A 21,274-nucleotide genomic window follows, 5' to 3' on the forward strand; every position below is an offset into this window, starting at 1 on the left:
ACTGCGCTCGCGGCATTACCCATGCGGCGATATGGACTGCACATGACCTTCGATTTCGCTTTTATCCTCAGCACCTTGCCCGCGTTTCTGAAGGCGGTGGGAGTGACCCTGCAAGTCGGCTTGATCGCGATTGCCACCTCCTTGCTGGTGGCGCTGATCAACGCAGCCCTGCTGGTCTTTCGTACGCCGTACCTGTCACGCCTGGTGGCGTTGTATGTGGAGCTGGCGCGTAACACGCCGCTGCTGATCCAGCTGTTCTTCGTGTACTTCGCGCTGCCGGCCCTGGGCCTGAATATTTCCGGGTTCTGGGCGGCGATCATCACCATGACCTTTCTCGGCGGCGCCTACCTCACCGAGGTGCTGCGCGCCGGTGTGGAGGCGGTACCGCTGGCGCAGATCGAATCGGGCAAGTCCATCGGCCTGTCCGACTGGCAGCTGCTGCGCCATGTGATTCTGCCCCAGGCCGGCATTCTCAGCCTGCCGGCGCTGTTCGCCAATTTCATCTTTCTGCTCAAGGAGACCACGGTGGTTTCCGCCGTGGCGGTGCCGGAGATTCTCTACACCACCAAGAGCTACATCGCCCTCTACTACAAGACCTACGAAATGCTCGCGGTGCTGACGCTGATTTGCGTGTTGCTGTTCCTGCCGCTGTCGCTGCTGCTCAGCCGCCTGGAAAGGAGGCTCCAGCATGGCCAGTTCGGGTCTTGAGTTGTTGTGGGTGTCGTTGCCGCAACTGGGCAAGGGCGCGGCGCAAACCTTGTCGATTTCATTCTTGAGCATCGCGTTCAGCACCGTCGGTGGCGTGTTGTACGGCGTGCTGCGCACCTTGAACAACAGGCTGATCAACGCGGTGCTGCGGGTTTACCTGGAGCTGTTTCGCGCCATCCCGGTGCTGGTCTGGCTGTACTTGCTGTTTTTCGGCCTGCCGATTTTCTTCGGCCTGAGCATTCCGAGTTTCTGGTGCGCGGTGCTGGTGCTGTCGCTGTGGGGCGCCAGTGAGGTGGGTGAAGTGGTACGCGGCGCGTTGCATTCGCTGCCCCGTGGCCAGCGTGAAGCGGGGTTGTCGATTGGTCTCTCCGATCCGCAGCTCTACGGCTATGTACTGCTGCCCCAGGCCCTCAAGCGCATGACGCCGCCGACCATCAACGTTTACACGCGGATCATCAAGACCAGTTCTTTGGCGGTGCTGATCGGCGTGGTGGACGTGATTAAGGTCGGCCAGCAAATCATCGAACGCACCTACGAGTCAGTGTTGATCTACGGCGTGCTGTTCCTGTTTTTCTTCTTTATTTGCTACCCGTTGTCGGCTGCCTCCAAGGTGCTGGAACGGCGCTGGGCCCAAGCATGAGCGCATTGATCGAGCTCCAGGGTTTCAATAAATACTTCGGCGACACGCATGTGCTCAAGGGCATCGACCTGAGTGTGCAAAGCGGCGAAGTGGTGGTGATTCTCGGCCCCAGTGGCTGCGGCAAAAGTACCTTGCTGCGTTGCCTCAATGGCCTGGAAGTGGCGCACAGCGGCAGCCTGCGTTTTGTCGGCCGAGAGCTTCTGGACAAAAGCACCGACTGGCGCCAGGTGCGCCAGGACATCGGCATGGTGTTCCAGAGTTACCACCTGTTCCCGCACATGAGCGTGCTCGACAACATCCTGCTCGGCCCGTTGAAGGTGCAAAAACGCGACCCCCGCGAAGCCCGCGAACAGGCCGAGCAATTGCTGGCGCGTGTGGGCCTTGCCGACAAGCGCGATGCTTACCCGCGCCAGCTCTCCGGCGGTCAACAGCAACGCATCGCCATCGTCCGCTCGCTGTGCATGAACCCGCAGGTCATGCTGTTTGACGAAGTCACCGCCGCCCTCGACCCGGAGATGGTCAAGGAAGTACTGGAAGTGATCCAGGGCCTGGCGCGCGATGGCATGACCCTGCTGATCGTCACCCACGAAATGGCCTTCGCCCGCGCCGTCGCCGACCGCGTGGTGTTCATGGAGGCCGGTCGCATCCTCGAACACAACACCCCCGAGGCATTCTTTACGAACCCGCAGACCGCACGCGCGCAGCAGTTCCTGGAGAAGTTCTCCTTTGTTTCAACACTGCCCAAAAAGAGCAAGGAACCGGAGCTGATATGAAAAAGTTACTGCTGCCACTGCTGGCCGTCGCGTTAATGGCCGGCTGCGATAAAAAGGCCGAAGAGCCGGTAAAACCTGCGGCTGTCAGCTACATCGACAAGATCAAGGCGCGGGACAAGCTGATCGTTGGCGTCTTCACCGACAAGCCGCCGTTCGGCTTCGTCGACGAGGCCGGCCGCTATGTCGGCTTCGATACCGACATCGGCCGCCAGTTCGCCAAGGACCTGCTGGGCGATGAAAACAAAGTCGAGTTCGTCGCCGTGGAGCCGGCCAGTCGCATTCCGTTCCTGCAGAGCGACAAGGTCGACCTGATCCTGGCCAACATGACGGTCACGCCGGAACGCAAGGAGGCGGTGGACTTCACCAATCCCAACCTGAAAGTCGCGGTACAGGCCCTGGTGCCGAACGACAGCGCGGTCAAAAGCCTGGATGATTTGGCGAGCCGCACCACCATCGTCACCACCGGCACCACTGCCGATATCTGGCTGACCAAGAACCACCCGGACTGGAAACTGCTCAAGTTCGAGAAAAACTCCGAGTCGCTGCAGGCGCTGTCGGCCGGGCGTGGCGATGCCTACGCGCAGGACAACCTGGTGCTGTTCAGCTGGGCCAAGCAGAACCCCGGCTACCGCGTGCTGGAGCAGAAACTCGGTGATGAAGCGCCGATTGCCCCGGCGGTGAAGAAAGGCAATATCGAACTGCGCGACTGGGTGAATGCGGAGCTGGCGAAATTGGGCGAGGAGAAGTTTTTGCTCAAGCTGTATGACCAATATGTGCGTAAAGAGCTGAGCGATGACACCAAGCCTGAGAGTGTGATTGTTGAAGGTGGGAAGTGGCAGGGCTGATTCCTGGCTTTTGTGTTGACTGTACCGGCCCTATCGGGGGCAAGCCCCCTCCCACACTGAATTGGGTTCACAAATTCTGATGTGTGAATACAGTCCAATGTGGGAGGGGGCTTGCCCCCGATAGGGCCGGTGCAGCTGCCACCTACTCCGGCCAATGCCAAGCCGGCGCATCCAACATCCCTTGCCCCACAATACGCGTCTCCCCCAGCACCTTCTCCAGCACAATCGAATTACACCCTTCATCCTGCTGCAACGCCGCAATCAAGCGACTGGCATGGGACACCACCCACACCTGGCAGTGCTTCGACGCTTCGATAACCAAGCGCGCCAACGCGGGCAGCAGGTCCGGATGCAAGCTGGTTTCCGGTTCGTTCAGCACCATCATGGTCGGTGGGCGTGGCGTCAGCAGTGCGGCGATCAGCAGCAGGTAGCGTAAGGTGCCGTCCGACAACTCCGCCGCCGACAGCGGCCGCAGCAAGCCTTCCTGATAGAACTCGATGGCAAAGCGTCCGCCCTGCAAGGGCTGGATATTCAGGCGCGCGCCGGGGAACGCATCGCTGACCGCGCGCTGCAGCGCCTCGGGGTCGCCAATCTCGCGAATGGTCTGCAACGCCGCCGCCAAATCGCGCCCGTCGTGGTGCAGCACGGGTGTGCGGGTGCCCAATTGCGGCTGGCGCACCGGCGCGTCGACGTCGCTGCGAAAGTGATCGTAAAAGCGCCAGCCACGAATGCTCTCGCGCAGCAGCAGCACTTCCGGCGAACCCCGCAGGCTGCCGACCTGGTCGAACAGGCTGTGGTAATTGGGCGTGTGCTGGGCCAGCACATCCCAGGCGCGGCCTTCACGGGCGCGCACCATCGGCCCGGAACGCTGCACCAGCAGGCTGGCCGGGCGATAGAGGTGCCCGGCCCAGATGCATTCCTTCTTCACCTCCGGATCGAGGCTGAAAAACGACAGGGAGGGTTCCGGCAACCCCAGGGATATGGCGTAGCTGAAATCCTCGGCGGCAAAGCCCAGGCGCAGGCGCTTGACGCCCTGGCGCACGGTGGATTCGATCGGCACTTCACCGCTGCGCATGCGCCGGGTGATGGTTTCCGGCCCGGCCCAGAAGGTCGAGTCCAGCCCGCCTTCGCGGGCCAACGCATTGATCACCCCACCCTGGGCGGTTTCCGCCAGCAGGCGCAGGGCGCGATACAGGTTGGACTTGCCGCTGCCGTTGGGCCCGGTGACCAGATTAAGTCGGTCCAGGGGCACCACCAATTTATTGATCGAGCGGTAATTGGCTACTGCGAGGGTCTTGAGCATGACAATTCAATCGGGATGGGAACCATTGAAGTATGGGATCCTCCATGCAGATAAGGAACCCTGAACTACGCTCACAGTCGCATACACACTGGCAAGTCGGCATCACGCAAAAGGAGCCTGCATGGGCGGTCGCATTTCGACATTTTTACTCGGATTTGGCTTACTGACGCTGCTTGGCGGTTGTGGTGAGGAAAAGACCGAACCCAAAGCCCATTCCCGGGTGTTCGTGCAAACCGTGCAGCCGGCGGATTTCGCTGCGGCGGTGACGCTGACGGGGGATATCCAGGCACGGGTGCAGACCGATCTGTCCTTTCGCGTGGGCGGCAAGATCATCCAGCGCATGGTCGATGTGGGCGACCGGGTCACGGCCAGACAAGTGCTGGCCAAACTCGACCCCAAGGACCTGCAGACCAACGTCGACTCCGCCCAGGCCCAGGTCGTGGCCGAGCAGGCGCGGGTCAAGCAGACGGCCGCCGCCTTCGTGCGCCAGGAAAAACTTTTGCCCAAGGGCTACACCAGCCGCAGCGAATATGATTCCGCCCAGGCCGCGCTGCGCAGCAGCCAGAGCGCCCTCGCCGCCGCCCAGGCCCAGTTGGCCAACGCCCGTGAACAACTCGGCTACACCGCGTTGATCGCCGACGCGCCGGGCATTATCACCGCGCGCCAGGCCGAAGTCGGCCAGGTCGTGCAAGCCACCGTGCCGATCTTCAGCCTGGCCCGTGATGGCGAGCGCGACGCGGTGTTCAACGTCTACGAGTCCCTGCTGGTGGAACCGCCGCCGGATGCGCCGATTACCGTCAGCCTGCTGGACAACCCGGGCATCAAGGCCGTGGGCAAGGTTCGCGAAGTCACCCCGGCGGTGGCCGCCAATACCGGCACCGTGCAAGTGAAGATCGCCTTGCAAAGCCTGCCCAAGGGCATGGAACTGGGCTCGGTGGTCAGCGCCACCGCCAATGGCCCGGCCAAGGCCAGCATCGAGTTGCCGTGGTCGGCCTTGACCAAGGACCTCAGCGAACCCGCCGTGTGGCTGGTGGACGGCGACGGCAAGGCGCAATTGCATAAGGTCACGGTGGCGCGTTACCTCACCGGCAAAGTGATCATCGGCGACGGCCTTAAAGGCGGCGAAAAAGTCGTGGTGGCCGGCGGGCAATTGCTGCACCCCGGCATGGTGGTCGAGATCGCCCAGCAAGGAGCCCAGCCATGAGACAACTGACGGTTATTGTCGCCGCCAGCCTGTTGCTGATGGCCTGCTCCAAAGAAGAGGCGCCGCCCGAACCTGTGCGCCCGGTGCTGTCCATGGAAGTGAAGGCCGAAGACCAGGAAAACCTCGGTCGCTTCGCCGGCACCATTCAGGCCCGCTATGAAAGTAACCTGGGTTTCCGTGTCCCCGGGCGTATTGCCCGTCGCGCCGTGGACGTGGGCGCAGAGGTGGACAAGGGCGCCTTGCTTGCCGTGCTCGACCCCACCGACCAGCAGAACCAATTGCGCGCCGCCCAGGGCGACCTGGCGCGCGTGCAGGCGCAGTTCATCAATGCCCAGGCCAATGCCCGCCGCCAGCAGGAACTGTTCAACCGTGGCGTCGGTGCCCAGGCCCAGCTCGACGTGGCCCAGACTGACCTGAAAACCACCCAGGCCACCCTCGATCAGGCGCGCGCATCGGTCAACCAGGCCAGGGACCAGCTCAACTACGCCGAACTGCGCACCGACCACGCCGGCATCGTCACCGCCTGGAATGCCGAGGCCGGCCAGGTGGTCAGCGCCGGTCAGCAAGTGGTGACCCTGGCCCGCCCGGACATCAAGGAAGCGGTGATCGACCTGCCCGCCGGCCTGGCCGAGCGCCTGCCTGCGGATGTGGTGTTCCTGGTGGCCGGGCAACTGGACCCCAGCGTGCACACCACCGCCATCGTGCGCGAGATCGAGCCCCAGGCCCAAAGCGCCACGCGCACCCGCCGCGCCCGCCTGAGCCTGACCGAAACCCCCGCCGCGTTCCGCCTGGGCACCGCCATCAGCGTGACCTTGAGCAGCGCCATCGCGCCGCGTATCGAGGTGCCCCTGAGCGCCGTGCAGGAGGTCGACGGCAAGACCCGCATCTGGCTGCTCGACACCCAGAGCCAGACGGTGCAGCCGCGTGACGTCACGGTCGTCAGCCGGGATGCCGACAGCGTCTTGCTCAACGGCAGCGTCAAACCCGGCGAACGCATCGTCACCGCCGGCGTGAACAGCCTGAAACCCGGGCAAAAAGTCAAAATCGACGAGGACAGCCCGCGATGAAAGGGAGCTTCAACTTATCCGACTGGGCCCTCAGGCATCAGTCCTTCGTGTGGTACCTGATGTTCGTCGCGCTGCTGATGGGCGTGTTTTCGTACATGAACCTGGGCCGCGAGGAAGACCCCTCGTTCACCATCAAGACCATGGTCATCCAGACCCGCTGGCCGGGCGCGACCCAGGAAGAAACCCTCAAGCAGGTCACCGATCGCATCGAGAAAAAACTCGAAGAGCTCGACTCCCTCGATTACGTGAAAAGTTATACGCGACCGGGCGAGTCCACGGTGTTCGTGTTCCTCAAGGACACCACCAGTGCCAAGGCCATCCCGGAGATCTGGTACCAGGTTCGCAAGAAGATCGACGATATTCGCGGCACCTTTCCCCAGGGCTTGCAGGGACCGTCCTTCAACGACGAGTTCGGTGATGTGTTCGGCTCGGTATACGCCTTTACCGGCGACGGCCTGTCGATGCGCCAGTTGCGCGACTACGTGGAGCAGGTGCGCGCCGAGATCCGCTCGGTGCCGGGGCTGGGCAAGGTCGAGATGATCGGCCAGCAGGACGAAGTGATTTACCTGAATTTTTCCACGCGCAAACTGGCGGCCCTGGGCGTCGACCAGCGCCAGGTCGTGCAAAGCCTGCAGTCGCAGAACGCGGTCACGCCCGCCGGGGTGATCGAGGCCGGGCCGGAACGGATTTCGGTGCGCACCTCCGGGCAATTCGCCTCGGAGAAGGACCTGGCCAACGTCAACCTGCGCCTGAACGACCGTTTCTATCGACTGGCCGACATTGCCGACATCAGCCGTGGCTACGTCGACCCGGCGCGGCCGATGTTCCGTTTCAACGGCAAGCCGGCGATCGGTCTGGCGATTGCGATGCAGAAGGGCGGCAATATCCAGTCGTTCGGCAAAGCGTTGCACGGGCGCATGGATGAGCTGACCGCCGACCTGCCGGTGGGCGTCGGTGTGCACAAAGTCTCGGACCAGGCCGAAGTGGTGGAAGAGGCCGTCGGCGGCTTTACCAGTGCGCTGTTCGAAGCGGTGATCATCGTGCTGGTGGTGAGCTTTATCAGCCTGGGCATGCGCGCCGGGCTGGTGGTGGCATGCTCGATTCCGCTGGTGCTGGCGCTGGTGTTCGTGTTCATGGAATACAGCGGCATCACCATGCAGCGAGTGTCTTTGGGCGCCTTGATCATCGCCCTGGGCCTGTTGGTGGACGATGCGATGATCACCGTGGAGATGATGATCACACGCCTGGAAAAAGGCGAAACCAAGGAGCAGGCCGCGACCTACGCCTATACCTCGACGGCGTTCCCGATGCTCACCGGTACGCTGGTGACCGTGGCCGGTTTTGTGCCGATTGGTCTTAACGCCAGTTCGGCGGGCGAGTACACCTTCACGCTGTTCGCGGTGATCGCCGTGGCCATGCTGGTGTCGTGGGTGGTCGCGGTGCTGTTTGCGCCGGTGATTGGCGTGCATATCCTCAGCACCAATGTGAAACCGCACAGTGCCGAGCCTGGGCGTATTGGCCGCGCCTTCAACGGCGGCATGCTCTGGGCCATGCGCAACCGCTGGTGGGCGATTGGCATCACCGTGGCGCTGTTTGTGGCCTCGGTGTTTTCCATGCAATTCGTGCAGAACCAGTTCTTTCCGTCGTCGGATCGCCCGGAAATCCTGGTTGACCTGAACCTGCCGCAGAACGCCTCGATCAACGAGACGCGCAAGGCGGTCGACCGCCTCGAAGCCATCATCAAGGACGACCCGGACATCGCGCGCTGGAGTACCTACATCGGCCAGGGCGCGATCCGTTTCTACCTGCCGCTGGACCAGCAACTGGAGAATCCTTACTACGCGCAGCTGGTGATCGTCAGCAAAGGCCTGGAAGAGCGCAGCGCGTTGATCACGCGATTGCAGAAACGCCTGCGCGATGATTTCGTCGGCATCGGCAGCTTCGTGCAGCCGCTGGAAATGGGCCCGCCGGTCGGGCGGCCGATCCAGTACCGCGTGTCCGGCAAGGACACCGACCAGGTGCGCAAGCACGCCATCGAACTGGCGACCCTGCTCGATCAGAACTCCCACCTGGGCGAAATCATCTACGACTGGAACGAGCCGGGCAAAGTCCTGCGCGTCGACATCGCCCAGGACAAAGCGCGGCAACTGGGGCTGTCGTCCGAAGACGTGGCGCAGTTGATGAACAGCGTGGTCAGCGGCGCATCGGTCACCCAGGTGCATGACGATATCTACCTGATCAACGTGGTCGGCCGCGCCGAAGACGCCGAGCGCGGTACGCCGGAAACCCTGCAGAACCTGCAGATCGTCACGCCCAACGGCACCTCGATTCCGTTGCTGGCCTTCGCCACCGTGCGTTATGAACTGGAGCAGCCGCTGGTGTGGCGTCGCGACCGCAAGCCGACGATTACCATCAAGGCTGCGGTGCGTGACGAGATGCAGCCGACCGACCTGGTCAAGCAGCTGGCGCCGACTATCCAGAAGTTCAGCGACGGCCTGCCGGTGGGTTACAAGGTCGCCACCGGCGGTACCGTGGAAGAAAGCGGCAAGGCCCAGGGCCCGATCGCCAGCGTGGTGCCGTTGATGCTGTTCCTGATGGCGACGTTCCTGATGATCCAGTTGCACAGCGTGCAGAAAATGTTCCTGGTGGCCAGTGTTGCGCCGCTGGGGCTGATCGGCGTGGTGCTGGCGCTGATTCCCACGGGCACGCCCATGGGCTTTGTGGCGATCCTGGGCATCCTGGCGCTGATCGGCATCATCATCCGCAACTCGGTGATCCTGGTGACGCAGATTCATGAGTACGAAGTGGCCGGCTATACGCCGTGGGACGCGGTGGTGGAAGCCACCGAGCATCGGCGCCGGCCGATCCTGCTGACGGCGGCGGCCGCGAGCCTGGGCATGATCCCGATTGCGCGGGAAGTGTTCTGGGGGCCGATGGCCTACGCAATGATTGGCGGGATCATTATCGCCACGTTGCTGACGCTACTGTTTTTGCCGGCCCTCTACGTGGCCTGGTACAAAATCCGCGAACCCAAACAGGAACAACAGGAACAACGCGGTTAAAAATGTGGGAGGGGGCTTGCCCCCTCCCACATTTGGAATTCATCTCGCTTGTGGCTGTGGGACGCTTCTGAAACCGCCGCTTGCCGTCCCGGCGAGCCGGAGCATGTTCTACTCTTTCGGCCTCCTCTCACTCAGGTCGATTCCCATGCAGTGCCTGCGCCCACTCTTTTTCCTCTGCGCGCTTCTTCTTGCGCCGCCAACCTTCGCGACCAACGTGCTGGAAAATGCCCAGTGGCGTATCGAACTTGAGCCTGCCACCCTGGCGTTGCGCGTCACCCCCGCAGGCGAAGCCTCGGTACAAGCTTCCAGTGGCATTGCCGCACATGCGGTGAACGCGCTGCAAGCCGACGCCAAACAGGTCTCCTGGCAGTGGGACAGCGGCGCCTATCGCCTGACGGCCCGGCTGGATCAGCGTGAATTGGCCCTGACAATCAATGCCCGTGAAGCGGGTGAGCTGGCCCTGCTGCGCCAGCCGGCCAGGGCCATGGGCCAAGGGCTGATCTGGCCGTTGGCCGAGGGGCATTACGTGCCGGCCGATAATGCCGTATGGAAAGACTTTCTGCTCGGGCAAGGCGAGCTCAATACCACCCAGGACCTCAGCTTGCCGCTGTGGGGCCTGGATCACGGGCGCTTCACGCTCAACTGGCTGCTGACCAACCCCTATAACAATCGCCTCGAATGGCAGGCGGACGGCCAGGGCATGGCGCTGTCCGTGTCCCATGAATTCACCTCGCTCGCGCCCCAGGAGCCGATGACGCTGCGCCTGTATCTGGGCGAGGCCGACCCGCTGGCCGGCGCCAGGCGCTATCGTCAGTGGCTTGTCGAGCAGGGCCAGTACGAGTCATTGGCGGACAAGCTGCGGCAAACCCCCGAGGCGGTAAAACTGCTCGGTGCCAGTCACGTTTACCTCTGGGGCAACGACTTGCTGACGCTCGATGATGTCCGTGACTGGCCCGCGTTGATCAAACGGCTGCGCACGCACGAGCTCAGTGGGCTGATGGACAAGGAACCTGCGCAGGTGCTCGCGCAGACAAGTGCATTGAATCGCTATGAGCAAACCCTGCTGTTGCGCGGCTTCAATGCGGCCATCAACAAGAAGGTTCGGCAGGCCTGGCAAGTGGAAGATCCCGACATGAATCGCCTTGCCGCTCGCTACGGCGAGTTGCGCAGCGAACTGGCACTGGATTTCGCCGGGGCCTTGAATGATCGTCCCGAAACCTGGGGCAATTCGACCATCCAGGCTTTGCGCGATGCCGGGCTCAAGCGGCTGCTGTTGACACTGGGTGAAGGCTGGGAAGGCGGCCTGTGGCATCCCGAAACGATTCGCGCGGGCGTGGACGCCGGTTACCTGGTAGCGCCCTACGACTCCTATGAAACGGCGCTTTCGTCAGCGGAAAACCCCGACTGGACCACCGCCCATCTGGGCGGCAAGGCTTACCGCGACTGCGCAATCATGTTGAAAGACGGCAAATTGAAAACCGGTTTCCAGCAGTTCGGTCACTACACCGACCCGCGTTGTGTGCGGCCTTTGCTGGAGGCGCGGGTAAAAGCGGTGCAGGGCGCCGCCGGCTTCAATGCCTGGTTTCTCGATGCCTACGCCACCAGCATGCTGTTTGACAGCTACCGCGACAGCGCTCCCATGACCCAGGCGCAAAACGCCCAAGGCAATATCGACGCCTCGCGCTGGATCAACACCTCGCTCAAACTGCCCGCTGGCTCTGAAGACGGTAACGCCATCACCGCCCAGGGCATCCTGTTTGCCCATGGCATGCAAACACCGGTCATTGGCTGGGGTGATCGGAAGATGACCAGGGCCCCCCAGTCGCCCTACTACGTCGGCAACTGGTACCCGCCGGAGCAGCCGGCCGTGTTCTTCAAGCCGGTGCCGTTGAAGACGTCGCTGCGCACGGTGCATTTCGATCCGACGATGCGTTTGCCGTTGTATCAGGCAGTGTTCCATGGCTCGGTGATCACTACCCATCACTGGCTGTTCGACAGCCTCAAGCTGAGCAACGTACGGGCTGAAAATGAGTTGACCCAACTGCTCTACAACGTACCGCCGCTGTACCATTTGAGTGCGACGACGCTCAAGGAACGACTGCCGGTGATTCAGCGTCATGACCGGTTTTTCCGCCCGCTGCATGAGCGCTTGGCGACTCAGGCGATGATCGATTTTCGCTGGTTGACGGTGGACAAGCTGTTGCAGCAAACGACGTTCGCCGATGGGACGCGGTTGGTGGCGAATTTTTCCGATGCGCAGAAAGATGGGTATGCCGGGCGAAGTGTGACGGCGCTGGTGGAGGGTGAAAAGCCGGTGGTGTATCAGGTGGATCGGCGGCGCCCTTAAGATCATCGGGGGCAAGCCCCCTCCCACAGGGGAACGCATTCCAAATGTGGGAGGGGGCTTGCCCCCGATAGCGTCAGCCCAGGCGATAAATCACTTAAACCCGACGCCACACACTGGCCAACCAAGGCTGCTGCTCCCTGGGCAAACCCGCAGGCCGATAATAATGCTCCAGCTCTTCAAACCCTGCCTCGGTCAGCAATCCCCGCCACGCCTCCAGATCGTGATAAGACCCATACCGCGGCCCATTCCAACCTTCCCGGTTGTCACCCCGAGGATTGGAGCTGAACAGCACCCCACCAGGTTTCAGTGCGTCATAAAGCTCGTTGAGCACCCGTGGCAATTCCTGCTTGGGTATATGAAACAGCACCGCATTGGCAAAGATCCCGTCAAAGCGCTCGGCAGGCAGGTCCAGTTTCAGGAAGTCTTGCTGCAACACCTCGCAACCGCTGTCTTCCCGCGCCATCTGCGCAAACCGCTCGGAACCGTCGAGCCCCACGGCGATATGCCCCATGCGCGTAAACGTCTGCAAATCCCGCCCCGGCCCGCAGCCGAAATCCAGCACGGTAAACGGCGCCGTGCCCTGGAGATGCCGCAGCAGCGCATCGATGTTCTGGCTGACATCGTGATCGCGGGTGCCTTCACGGAAGTCGTCGGCCACTGTGTTGTAGTGGCCGAGGGTGGTGGCGGTGATCTGGTTGAGGTCGTCGGGCTTGAGGGTCATGACAGGCAATACCGGGTGCTTGGATTCCCGGACTATACCTCACCGCTTGTTCAGCACCCGCGCCAGTCGATCGCCGCCCAGCTGAATCACCGCCACCAGCACCACCAACAGCACAATCACCGTCAGCATGATCTGCGTATCGAAACGCTGGTAGCCATAACGGTACGCAATGTCGCCCAGGCCACCGGCGCCAATCGCCCCGGCCATGGCCGATGAGTTGATCATGGTCACCAAGGTGATGGTGAACCCGCCGACGATCCCCGGCAGGGCTTCCGGCAACAGCACGTGCCAGATGATGTGCCAGCGGCGGCAACCCATGGCCTGCGCCGCTTCGATCAGGCCGTGGTCGACCTCGCGCAGGCTGACTTCGGCGATGCGCGCAAAGAACGGCGTGGCGGCGATGGTCAGCGGCACCACGGCCGCCCATACGCCGTAGGTGGTACCGACGATCAGGCGGGTGAACGGGATCAGCGCCACCATCAGGATCAGAAAGGGAATGGAGCGGAACAGATTGACGAAGGCGCCCAGCACCCGATTCAGCGCCGGCGCCAGGTAGATGCCGCCCTTGTCGCTGGTGACCAGAAACACGGCCAGCGGGATCCCCACCAGCAGGGCGATCAACGACGACACGCCCACCATCAACAAGGTGTCGATGGCGCCCTGTACCAAACGATCAAACCACATGGCCCAGCACCTCCACCTGTTGCGCCCAGTTCGCGGCGCGATTGCGCAGTTCTTCAGCGCTGTGCGGCGATCCATTCACCGCCAGCAATAATTGCCCCAGGGCGTGCCCCTGGATGCGTTCCACACCGCCTTGCAGCAACCGCACGCGGCCGCCGAGGGCGCTGAACAATGCGGCCAGGTCGGGCTCATCGGTATCGCTGCCGGTGAACTGCAAGCGCAGCACCAGCGCCGCGTCGGCCGATGTGGGGGTGGGTTGCAGACGGTTTTGCAGTTCGGGCGGCAAGCCGTGTTGCAAGGGGGCGAGCAGGGTTTTGCTGACCTCATGCTGCGGATTGCCGAACACTTGCCACACCGGGCCTTGCTCGACGATACGCCCATGTTCCAGCACCACCACGCGGTCGCAGATGTCGCGGATCACCGCCATCTCATGGGTGATCAACACGATGGTCAGGCCCAGGCGCTGGTTGATCTCGCGCAGCAGGCCGAGGATCGATTGGGTGGTCTCCGGGTCCAGCGCCGAGGTGGCCTCGTCGCACAGCAGAATCTCGGGGTCGTGCACCAGCGAACGGGCGATGCCCACGCGCTGTTTCTGCCCGCCCGAGAGCTGCGCCGGATACGCCTTGTGCTTGTCCTGCAAACCCACCAGTTCCAGCAGCTCACGCACCTTTTGCTCACGCTGCGGCTTGGGCACGCCGGCGACTCTGAGCGGCAACTCGACGTTCTGCCACACCGTCTTGGCCGACATCAGGTTGAAGTGCTGGAAGATCATGCCGATGCGTCGGCGCAGCGCGACCAGGCGGTCTTCGTCGAAGCCGCCGATATCCACCTGATCGATCAGCACGCGGCCGCTGCTGGGTTGTTCCAGGCGATTGATGGTGCGGATCAGCGACGACTTGCCGGCGCCGCTGCGGCCAATGATGCCGAACACTTCGCCACGCTGGATCGCCAGGTCGATGCCGTGCAGGGCATGCACGGTGCCGTCGTAGGTCTTGCCCAGGTTGATAAAGCGCACATGGGCGCGATTGAGGTCCGGGTGCAATTCAGTCTGCTCGGCGTCTCTGGGCGCATGCCCCAGGTCGCGCAGTTGGGCATTGGCTGCGGTCATTTTCCAGCTTCCCAGCCGACCTGGTAGAGCTTGCCCAGGGATTTATCCAGGGCGGCGCGTACCACCGGCGAGTGCTGGTAGATGTCGACGAACTTGATTACCCGTGGGTCGGTCTTGCTCTTGGGCTGGATCACGAACTGGATCACGTATTCCGGGTGGTCCAGGCCATCGAACAGCAGCGCCGATTCCGCGTCGAAGGTCTTGGACAGGCGGATATACGCGGGGTAACCCTGCACCAGGTCGGCGTCGTCATAGGCGCGCACCAGTTGTACGGCTTCCACTTGCAGAATTTTGATTTTCTTCGGGTTGCTGACGATGTCTTCTTCGGTGGCCTTGTAGCCCACGCCCGGCTTGAGGCTGATCAGCCCGGCCTTGGCCAGCAGCTGCAGGCCGCGACCGCTGTTGATCGGGTCGTTGGCGATAGCCACGCTGGCGCCTTCGGGCAGGTCGTTGAAGCTCTTGTACTTTTTCGAATACAGTCCGACGTTGTTGATGATGCCTGGCGCATAAGGCACCAGGTCAAACCCGGCGGCGGTCTTGGCGTTTTCCAGGAAGGGAATGTGCTGGAAGTAGTTCACGTCGATATCGCCGGCGGCGAGGCTGACGTTGGGGGCGATCCAGTCGGTGAATTCCACCAGTTCGACCTTCAGGCCTTGCTTGCCGGCTTCTTCCACGGCGGCTTCCAGCGGAATGGCGAAGGCGGCGGTGGTGCCGACTTTCAACGGTGCATCGGCGGCGAATACGGCCGAGCTGAATAAGCCGAAGGCCAGGGAGAGCACTATTTTTTTCATATGAGTTTCCAATTGTAGGAGCGAGCTTGCTCGCGAAAAGCTTGAGGACGCATCGGTAAACCAGATGCACCGCGTTATCGTTAACGGTCTTCGCGAGCAAGCTCGCTCCTACAGGGGTTGGTGTCGGTAGGTAGAGCCGGTGTGTTGTTCGGGTAAGCGAGCGTCGCCGTGGAAGACTTTTTCCCGCAGCGTGCCCTGCTCATATTCGGTTTTGTACGAGCCGCGCCGTTGTAATTCCGGTATCACCAAGTCGATGAAATCCACATAGCTTTCCGGCGTCACAATGCGGGTGAGGTTGAAGCCATCGAGCCCGGTCTCGCTGATCCACGATTCCAGTTCATCCGCGACCTGCCCAGGCGAGCCCACCAGCGTGATATAGCGCCCGCCGAGGGCGTGCTGCTCGAGCAATTTGCGCCGGGTCCAGTCGTTGTTCTGCAGGTTTTGGGTGGCCGACTGGATCGCATTGCTCTTCACGTACTGGATCGGCTCGTCCAGTTCGTACTCGGAAAAATCGATCGCCGTGGACGCCGCAAAGTGCGCCACGCCGGCCTCGGCGCTGGCGTAGCTGAGGTACTCGGCATGCTTGGCCCAGGCCAGTTCTTCGGTCGCGGCGACGATCACGTTGAGGCCCATGAACACCTTGATGTCATCCGGATTGCGCCCGGCCGCCACCGCGCTGGCGCGCACCTTGTCCACCTGGGTCTTGGTCGAGGCCTTGTTCTGCCCGCTGATGAACACGCACTCGGCATGCCGCCCGGCGAACTGCAGGCCGCGCTCCGAACTGCCGGCCTGGAACAGCACCGGCGTGCGCTGCGGTGAGGGCTCGCACAGGTGATAACCCTCCACCTGATAGAACTCGCCGTGATGCTCGACCTTGTGCACCTTGCTCGGCTGCGCATACACCCGCGCCTGGGGATCGTTGACCACCGCGTCATCTTCCCAGCTGCCTTCCCAGAGTTTGTACAGCACCTGCAGGTATTCATCGGCCTGGTCGTAGCGGCGGTCATGCTCGACTTGTTCGTTCAGGCCCATGGCCTTGGCGGCGCTGTCGAGGTAGCCGGTGACGATGTTCCAGCCCACTCGGCCGCGGCTCAGGTGGTCGAGGGTGGACATGCGCCGGGCGAACAGATAGGGCGGCTCGTAGGTCAGGTTGGCGGTGAGGCCGAAGCCGAGGTTGCGGGTGACGGCCGCCATGGCCGAGACCAGCAGCAGCGGGTCGTTGACCGGCAACTGGATCGATTCTTTGAGCGGCACGTCGATGGACTTCTGGTACACGTCATACACGCCGACGATATCGGCGATAAACAACCCGTCGAACAGCCCGCGCTCCAGGGTTTGCGCCAGGTCGGTCCAGTATTCGAGGGTCTTGTACCGGGTGGACGTGTCCCGTGGATGGGTCCACAAGCCGTGGTTGATATGCCCGATGCAGTTCATGTTGAAGGCATTGAGCAGGATCTTTTTCTTGCTCATCAGATCGTCCCCCGCAGCGGCGGGTTTTCGGCGTTGAGGTAGTAATTGCCCACGGCGTGATATTTCCAGCGCACCGGGTCGTGCAGGGTATGAACCCGTGCGTTGCGCCAGTGGCGGTCCAGGCCGTGCTCGGCCAGGGTCGCCTGGCTGCCGGCCAGTTCGAACAGCGTGCTGCCGGCGGCGAGGGAGATTTCAGTGCTCAAGGCGCGCACTTCGGCGACGGCGATGGAGGCGGCCGCGACGGTCTGGGCGTTGCTGTCGGCCTGGGCGCGATCGAGGCATTCGCCCGAGCGTTCCAGCAGCGCCTCGGCGGCGTGCAGGCGAATGCTCAGGTGACCGAAGCTTTTCAGGGTCAGCGGGTCCTCGGTGGCCTTGTCGCTGCCTGCGTCGATCCACGGACGGGTCTTGGTGCGCACAAAATGCAGTGCATCTTCGAAAGCGGCGCGGGCGATGCCGGTGTCGATGGCGGCGTGCAGAATCTGCGCCAGCGGGCCGACGGTGGTCGGGCGTTCGAACGCACTCTGGAACGGGACCACGTCCCGGGCGTCCACCCACACGTTGTCGAACACCACGGAGCCGCTGCCGGTGGTGCGCTGGCCGAAGCCGCTCCAGTCGTCGATCACCGTCAGGCCGGCGCTGTCGCGGGGCACGAAGGCCAGTTGCTGGACACCGTTTTCATCCACCACCGAAGTGGGGATGCGTTGAGCGTAGAGCGCGCCGGTGGCGTAGAACTTGCGCCCGTTGATGCGAAAACCCTCGCCGTCGCGGGTGAGGCGGGTCACGCGGTCATGGGCGGTCTTGGTGCCCAGTTCCGCCAGGGCGTTGCCAAAGCGCTGGCCCGCCAGCACCTCGGCGTACAGGCGCTGCTGCTGTTTTGGGCTGCCGTTGACCCTTAGCACTTCAAGGGCATAGAAATGGTTCTGCGGGATCTGGCCCAGGGAGGCGTCGGCCTGGGCAATCAGCGCGATCACCTTGGCCAGGGTGACGTTGGACACGCCGGCGCCGCCGTAGGCCTTGGGCACGCTGATGCCCCACAGGCCGGAGCGGGAAAATACATCCAGCTCGGGCAGCGGCAGACGACGTTCGCGGTCGCGCTGGGCGCTGTCGCGGCGCAGGTCTTCGGCCAGGTCGCTGGCGACAATAAGGGCTTGTTCATCGCTGGTAATGACCGCGACGTGATGGGAAAGCGTCATGTGTTCTCCAGAAGCTCGTGGAAAAAGTGTTCTGGGTGGTCAGATCCAGGAATGTCGGGCCGGCAACGTGCCGTTCAAGCGGTAGGCGCCGATGGCGTGATACTTCCAGCGCACCGGGTCATGCAGCGTGTGTACCCGCGCATTGCGCCAGTGCCGGTCAAGGTTGAATTCGGCGAGCGTGGCGCGGCTGCCGGCCAGTTCGAAGAGCTTTTCGCTGACCAGCAATGACACCTCGGTGGTGAGCACCTTGGCCTCGGCGACTGCAATAGACGCGCGTGCGGCGGACTGCGCGGTGATGGGTGCGGCGCTGACCTGATCGAGCACCTGGCCGGCCTTGCGCAGCAGCGCCTGCGCGGCATGCAGCTCGATCTTCAACTTGCCGATATCGGCGATCACATACAGGTCGTCGCTGGCCCGTTCGACCTTGGCGTCGATCCACGGGCGTGAGCGTTCACGCACAAAGGCGATGGTGTCCTCCAGGGCGCCCTGGGCGATGCCGGCGTCGATGGCGGCCTGGATCAATTGCGAGACGGCGCCCTGGATATTCGGGCTTTCACCCAGGCGCCAGTTGTCCACCACCAGCTCCGCGTCCACCGGCACTCGGTCAAGCAGTACGGTGCCGCTGGCGGTGGTGCGTTGGCCGAAGCCCGACCAGTCATCCACGATGCGCAGCCCGTCGCTGCCACGGCGCACAAACGCCATGACTTGCTTGCCGTCATCGTTGAGGGCCTTGATGGCCACCCAGTGGGCGAACAGTGCGCCGGTGGAGTAGAACTTCTGGCCGCTGACCACGTAGCCTTCGCCCTCGGCAGTGATGCGTGCCTTGAGCTCCAGGGTGTTTTTCGTGCCGCGTTCCGGGCCACCATTGCCGATGCGCCAACCCTCGAGGACGCTCTGGAACAACTGCTTTTTCTGGCGCTCGCTGGCGGTGCTCTGCAGCAGGTGCAGGATACCGAAATGGTTCTGCGGGATCTGCCCGAGGGCCGGGTCGGCCGCGCTGATGATGGCGAAGACCTCGGCCAGGGTCACGAATGAAACCTGCGGGCCGCCATATTCGCGGGGAATGGAAATACTGCCCAACCCGCTGCGGGTGAACTGTTCGATCTGCGCCCATGGCAATTGGCGTTGCTGGTCGCGCCTGGCGGCTTGCAGGCGCGCGGCGTCAGCCAGCTCATGGGCGGCGCTCAGCGCCTGGGCGTCGTTGCGCAGCACGGTGGCCGGCAACAACAGGGGGGCTGCGTCCAGATCACTCTGGGGGGGTGTTAGAGCCAAGTTAGACATCAGCGCCGCTCCTTGGCTGCACGTAATGCCCTGGCGTTATGCACCGGGGTAATTCTGACCATACCGACCTCGCATTCAATGAAATAAAAGCAAAAAAATCAGGAATGTCCGGTGGTCCGGTGCATATACCCTAAGCGTGTTTATTTTTTTAATAAACTAACTTTTAGGAATATGCATAGAAGGGTCGTTACCCCGGTTCGCAGGGCGAGCCGAAAGGGCGGGGTTGATACACAGTCTTGGCCGTGTCCGGGCCTATGGGAACTCCTGCGGCGATGCGTAAGGTGCGCATCGGCGCCCAGCGGGAACTGTTGCCGACGCGATCCAGGATGCAATAAGTCACCTCCAGGCGGCAGTCGTCACCGCCTTCGATAATGACTGCTGAAGGCACCCAGACCTGAATTGCCAGGCCGACGTCCCTGGCCTGGATTTTCGGCAGATCCATGCGCACGTCACCCCAGCGCAGCGTGATCGCATCGCCGCTGGCCATGTTCGCGTAAGGCTCGATGCACAGCGGAATACCGCGTTGCACCTGGCGACTGTTGACCCCCTGGCGGCGAATCGTCTCGGGCAGGCTGACGGGTGCCAGGTTCTGGTTTTCGTCGCTGTACAGGTTCGACGGCTGCCCGCCAGGGCAGTTGGTCTTGACCCGTACCTGAGTGGTGGCCGAGCGCGCCGGACCGTGACCGATCTGCATGATCTGGTAGTGAACCCGGGCCGCGCCGTCCTGTACAAAGCTTTCCGGTACACGCAGGTGGGTCGGGGTGCCGATTTTGCCGGCCGTCACCCGGCGCGAAGCGGCAAAGCAGTTGTTCCAGAACAGCTCGATCAAGTCGCCTTCCTCCATGCCGGGGTATGGGGCGATATCGACCTGCAGTTGAGTGGCCGCGTGGGCACTGATGCCGTTTCGAACGGCCTGGGGCAAGGTGGGTGCGGTCAGCATGGCTGGGATTGTAGTGTGCGTCATAAGTGATCTCCTTGATGCAGCCAGCAGCAATCGTTCCGGGCCTTGGGCGCGGGTGCGCAAAGGGGCCGAAAGAACGATTCAGTGAGTAGCCGGGATAGGATCCAATCCTCAAGGCGCTAGATAAGAGGGTTGTTGGAGGAGGGTCAATGGAGGCAAAAGGCTAAACGGCGGGTTTGGCGATATTCAGAAGGGTCTGACGGAGCGGGGGATTTAAAGGCGCTTATGACGGGGGTTTTTACGCGATGAGAGGGTAACCCGTTGTAGGAGCGAGCTTGCTCGCGAAGAACGTTAACGATAACGCGGTGAATCAGATTGACCGAGTTGCCTGGGCGTTTTTCGCGAGCAAGCTCGCTCCTACAGAGGGGGCGTCAGTGCGCGAGAAATTTGCTCAGGAACTGCCGGGTGCGCTCTTCCCTGGGGTTGGCGAACAGCGCCTTGGCTTCACCCTGTTCGACGATCACGCCCTTGTCGAAAAAGATCACGCGGTTGGCCACATCCCGGGCAAAGCTCATCTCGTGGGTGACGATCACCATGGTGCGGTTTTCTTCGGCCAGGCTGCGGATGGTCGCCAGCACTTCACCGACCAGTTCCGGGTCGAGGGCCGAGGTGGGTTCGTCGAACAGAATCACCTCGGGCTCCATGGCCAGCGCCCGGGCGATCGCCACACGCTGTTGCTGGCCACCGGACAAGCGCCGTGGATAAGCCGCTTCCTTGCCCGCCAGGCCGACCTTGGCCAGCAGCTTGCGACCCAGTTCGGTCGCCGCATCGCGCGGCATCTTCTTGACCACGATCGGGCCTTCGATGACGTTTTCCAGTGCGGTGCGGTGGGGGAACAGGTTGAAGTTCTGGAATACAAAGCCCACGTGCTGGCGCAGACGTCGCACCAGGCCCTGTTGCTGGTTGAGCGGCCTGTTGCTGTCGATCTCGATATCGCCCACCTTGATACGGCCGCTGGTGGGTTCTTCGAGAAAATTCAGGCAGCGCAGGAAGGTGGTCTTGCCGGAGCCGCTGGGGCCGATGATGGCCACGACTTCGCCGGCCTTGACCTCAAGGTCGATGCCGTTGAGCACCACCTGACCGTTGAATTGTTTGGTCAGTTTTTCAACCACGATCATG

18 protein-coding genes are annotated in these 21,274 nt (G+C 62.5%); 8 read left to right on the forward strand and 10 right to left on the reverse strand.

The genetic code is table 11. From position 1 onward, the window contains the following. Window positions 1–42 precede the first annotated feature (42 nt). From TU82_RS22250 to TU82_RS22265, 4 genes are read left to right on the forward strand one after another with little or no spacing between them, the layout of a single operon-like run. Complete coding sequence (locus TU82_RS22250) at window positions 43–708, forward strand: amino acid ABC transporter permease (RefSeq protein WP_057725386.1); 666 nt, start codon at window positions 43–45, stop codon at window positions 706–708. After that, on the forward strand, window positions 689–1,348 hold the full coding sequence (locus tag TU82_RS22255) for an amino acid ABC transporter permease (protein WP_033898855.1): 660 nt from the start codon (window positions 689–691) through the stop codon (window positions 1,346–1,348). Before TU82_RS22250 ends, TU82_RS22255 begins: the two co-directional genes overlap by 20 nt. Further along, entirely contained in the window at window positions 1,345–2,121 is a 777-nt protein-coding gene (locus TU82_RS22260; protein WP_057725388.1) for an amino acid ABC transporter ATP-binding protein, read from the forward strand. The genes TU82_RS22255 and TU82_RS22260 overlap by 4 nt, the downstream gene beginning before the upstream one ends. Further along, window positions 2,118–2,966 (forward strand): transporter substrate-binding domain-containing protein, encoded by an 849-nt coding sequence (locus TU82_RS22265; protein ID WP_057725390.1) that lies wholly within the window; start codon window positions 2,118–2,120, stop codon window positions 2,964–2,966. The genes TU82_RS22260 and TU82_RS22265 overlap by 4 nt, the downstream gene beginning before the upstream one ends. 142 nt (window positions 2,967–3,108) lie before the next feature. On the opposite strand, the gene TU82_RS22270 is transcribed toward TU82_RS22265, so the two are convergent. Next, window positions 3,109–4,269, reverse strand: coding sequence for an AAA family ATPase (locus TU82_RS22270; protein ID WP_057725391.1), 1,161 nt, complete (start codon window positions 4,267–4,269; stop codon window positions 3,109–3,111). A gap of 121 nt (window positions 4,270–4,390) precedes the next feature. Between TU82_RS22270 and TU82_RS22275 the strand changes: the two genes are divergently transcribed. The 4 genes from TU82_RS22275 to TU82_RS22290 all read left to right on the forward strand — a co-directional run bounded on the left by TU82_RS22275 (window position 4,391) and on the right by TU82_RS22290 (window position 11,949). After that, on the forward strand, window positions 4,391–5,473 hold the full coding sequence (locus tag TU82_RS22275) for an efflux RND transporter periplasmic adaptor subunit (RefSeq protein ID WP_057725392.1): 1,083 nt from the start codon (window positions 4,391–4,393) through the stop codon (window positions 5,471–5,473). After that, window positions 5,470–6,540, forward strand: coding sequence for an efflux RND transporter periplasmic adaptor subunit (locus TU82_RS22280; RefSeq protein WP_057725394.1), 1,071 nt, complete (start codon window positions 5,470–5,472; stop codon window positions 6,538–6,540). Before TU82_RS22275 ends, TU82_RS22280 begins: the two co-directional genes overlap by 4 nt. Next, complete coding sequence (locus TU82_RS22285; RefSeq protein WP_057725396.1) at window positions 6,537–9,602, forward strand: efflux RND transporter permease subunit; 3,066 nt, start codon at window positions 6,537–6,539, stop codon at window positions 9,600–9,602. The genes TU82_RS22280 and TU82_RS22285 overlap by 4 nt, the downstream gene beginning before the upstream one ends. A gap of 145 nt (window positions 9,603–9,747) precedes the next feature. Beyond that, the gene (locus tag TU82_RS22290) at window positions 9,748–11,949 is read left to right on the forward strand and encodes a glycoside hydrolase (protein WP_057725398.1); all 2,202 of its coding nucleotides are present in this window, start codon (window positions 9,748–9,750) and stop codon (window positions 11,947–11,949) included. Between the two features lie 94 nt (window positions 11,950–12,043). Here the strand turns inward: TU82_RS22290 and TU82_RS22295 are convergent, their stop codons facing one another. From TU82_RS22295 to tcyN, 9 genes are all read right to left on the reverse strand, one after another. Further along, a complete protein-coding gene (locus TU82_RS22295) occupies window positions 12,044–12,670 on the reverse strand; it encodes a class I SAM-dependent methyltransferase (RefSeq protein ID WP_057725400.1) in 627 nt (208 codons plus the stop codon). A gap of 39 nt (window positions 12,671–12,709) precedes the next feature. Then, window positions 12,710–13,354 (reverse strand): methionine ABC transporter permease, encoded by a 645-nt coding sequence (locus TU82_RS22300; RefSeq protein ID WP_057725402.1) that lies wholly within the window; start codon window positions 13,352–13,354, stop codon window positions 12,710–12,712. Next, window positions 13,344–14,459, reverse strand: coding sequence for a methionine ABC transporter ATP-binding protein (locus tag TU82_RS22305; protein WP_057725404.1), 1,116 nt, complete (start codon window positions 14,457–14,459; stop codon window positions 13,344–13,346). The genes TU82_RS22300 and TU82_RS22305 overlap by 11 nt, the downstream gene beginning before the upstream one ends. Beyond that, window positions 14,456–15,250, reverse strand: a complete 795-nt coding sequence (locus TU82_RS22310; RefSeq protein WP_057725405.1) for a MetQ/NlpA family ABC transporter substrate-binding protein — start codon at window positions 15,248–15,250, stop codon at window positions 14,456–14,458. The genes TU82_RS22305 and TU82_RS22310 overlap by 4 nt, the downstream gene beginning before the upstream one ends. A 108-nt stretch (window positions 15,251–15,358) precedes the next feature. Further along, window positions 15,359–16,720, reverse strand: a complete 1,362-nt coding sequence (locus TU82_RS22315) for an LLM class flavin-dependent oxidoreductase (protein ID WP_057725407.1) — start codon at window positions 16,718–16,720, stop codon at window positions 15,359–15,361. Further along, complete coding sequence (locus TU82_RS22320; protein ID WP_057725409.1) at window positions 16,720–17,913, reverse strand: SfnB family sulfur acquisition oxidoreductase; 1,194 nt, start codon at window positions 17,911–17,913, stop codon at window positions 16,720–16,722. The genes TU82_RS22315 and TU82_RS22320 overlap by 1 nt, the downstream gene beginning before the upstream one ends. A gap of 39 nt (window positions 17,914–17,952) precedes the next feature. Then, window positions 17,953–19,194, reverse strand: coding sequence for an SfnB family sulfur acquisition oxidoreductase (locus TU82_RS22325; RefSeq protein ID WP_057725411.1), 1,242 nt, complete (start codon window positions 19,192–19,194; stop codon window positions 17,953–17,955). Window positions 19,195–19,381: 187 nt separating this feature from the next. Next, entirely contained in the window at window positions 19,382–20,158 is a 777-nt protein-coding gene (locus TU82_RS22330) for a hypothetical protein (RefSeq protein ID WP_057725413.1), read from the reverse strand. 368 nt (window positions 20,159–20,526) lie between these two features. Then, on the reverse strand, window positions 20,527–21,273 hold the full coding sequence (gene tcyN, locus TU82_RS22335) for an L-cystine ABC transporter ATP-binding protein TcyN (RefSeq protein WP_057725415.1): 747 nt from the start codon (window positions 21,271–21,273) through the stop codon (window positions 20,527–20,529). Between the last annotated feature and the right edge of the window lies 1 nt (window position 21,274).

Origin of the sequence: Pseudomonas orientalis (assembly GCF_001439815.1) — a bacterium.
Classification (GTDB): domain Bacteria; phylum Pseudomonadota; class Gammaproteobacteria; order Pseudomonadales; family Pseudomonadaceae; genus Aquipseudomonas; species Aquipseudomonas orientalis.

Bases quoted from the DNA above. Each gene is read 5' to 3' on its own strand.
- TU82_RS22250 (WP_057725386.1), top strand. From the start codon at position 43: ATGACCTTCGATTTCGCTTTTATCCTCAGCACCTTGCCCGCGTTTCTG.
- TU82_RS22255 (WP_033898855.1), top strand. From the start codon at position 689: ATGGCCAGTTCGGGTCTTGAGTTGTTGTGGGTGTCGTTGCCGCAACTG.
- TU82_RS22260 (WP_057725388.1), top strand. From the start codon at position 1,345: ATGAGCGCATTGATCGAGCTCCAGGGTTTCAATAAATACTTCGGCGAC.
- TU82_RS22265 (WP_057725390.1), top strand. From the start codon at position 2,118: ATGAAAAAGTTACTGCTGCCACTGCTGGCCGTCGCGTTAATGGCCGGC.
- TU82_RS22270 (WP_057725391.1), bottom strand. From the start codon at position 4,269: ATGCTCAAGACCCTCGCAGTAGCCAATTACCGCTCGATCAATAAATTG.
- TU82_RS22275 (WP_057725392.1), top strand. From the start codon at position 4,391: ATGGGCGGTCGCATTTCGACATTTTTACTCGGATTTGGCTTACTGACG.
- TU82_RS22280 (WP_057725394.1), top strand. From the start codon at position 5,470: ATGAGACAACTGACGGTTATTGTCGCCGCCAGCCTGTTGCTGATGGCC.
- TU82_RS22285 (WP_057725396.1), top strand. From the start codon at position 6,537: ATGAAAGGGAGCTTCAACTTATCCGACTGGGCCCTCAGGCATCAGTCC.
- TU82_RS22290 (WP_057725398.1), top strand. From the start codon at position 9,748: ATGCAGTGCCTGCGCCCACTCTTTTTCCTCTGCGCGCTTCTTCTTGCG.
- TU82_RS22295 (WP_057725400.1), bottom strand. From the start codon at position 12,670: ATGACCCTCAAGCCCGACGACCTCAACCAGATCACCGCCACCACCCTC.
- TU82_RS22300 (WP_057725402.1), bottom strand. From the start codon at position 13,354: ATGTGGTTTGATCGTTTGGTACAGGGCGCCATCGACACCTTGTTGATG.
- TU82_RS22305 (WP_057725404.1), bottom strand. From the start codon at position 14,459: ATGACCGCAGCCAATGCCCAACTGCGCGACCTGGGGCATGCGCCCAGA.
- TU82_RS22310 (WP_057725405.1), bottom strand. From the start codon at position 15,250: ATGAAAAAAATAGTGCTCTCCCTGGCCTTCGGCTTATTCAGCTCGGCC.
- TU82_RS22315 (WP_057725407.1), bottom strand. From the start codon at position 16,720: ATGAGCAAGAAAAAGATCCTGCTCAATGCCTTCAACATGAACTGCATC.
- TU82_RS22320 (WP_057725409.1), bottom strand. From the start codon at position 17,913: ATGACGCTTTCCCATCACGTCGCGGTCATTACCAGCGATGAACAAGCC.
- TU82_RS22325 (WP_057725411.1), bottom strand. From the start codon at position 19,194: ATGTCTAACTTGGCTCTAACACCCCCCCAGAGTGATCTGGACGCAGCC.
- TU82_RS22330 (WP_057725413.1), bottom strand. From the start codon at position 20,158: ATGACGCACACTACAATCCCAGCCATGCTGACCGCACCCACCTTGCCC.
- tcyN (WP_057725415.1), bottom strand. From the start codon at position 21,273: ATGATCGTGGTTGAAAAACTGACCAAACAATTCAACGGTCAGGTGGTG.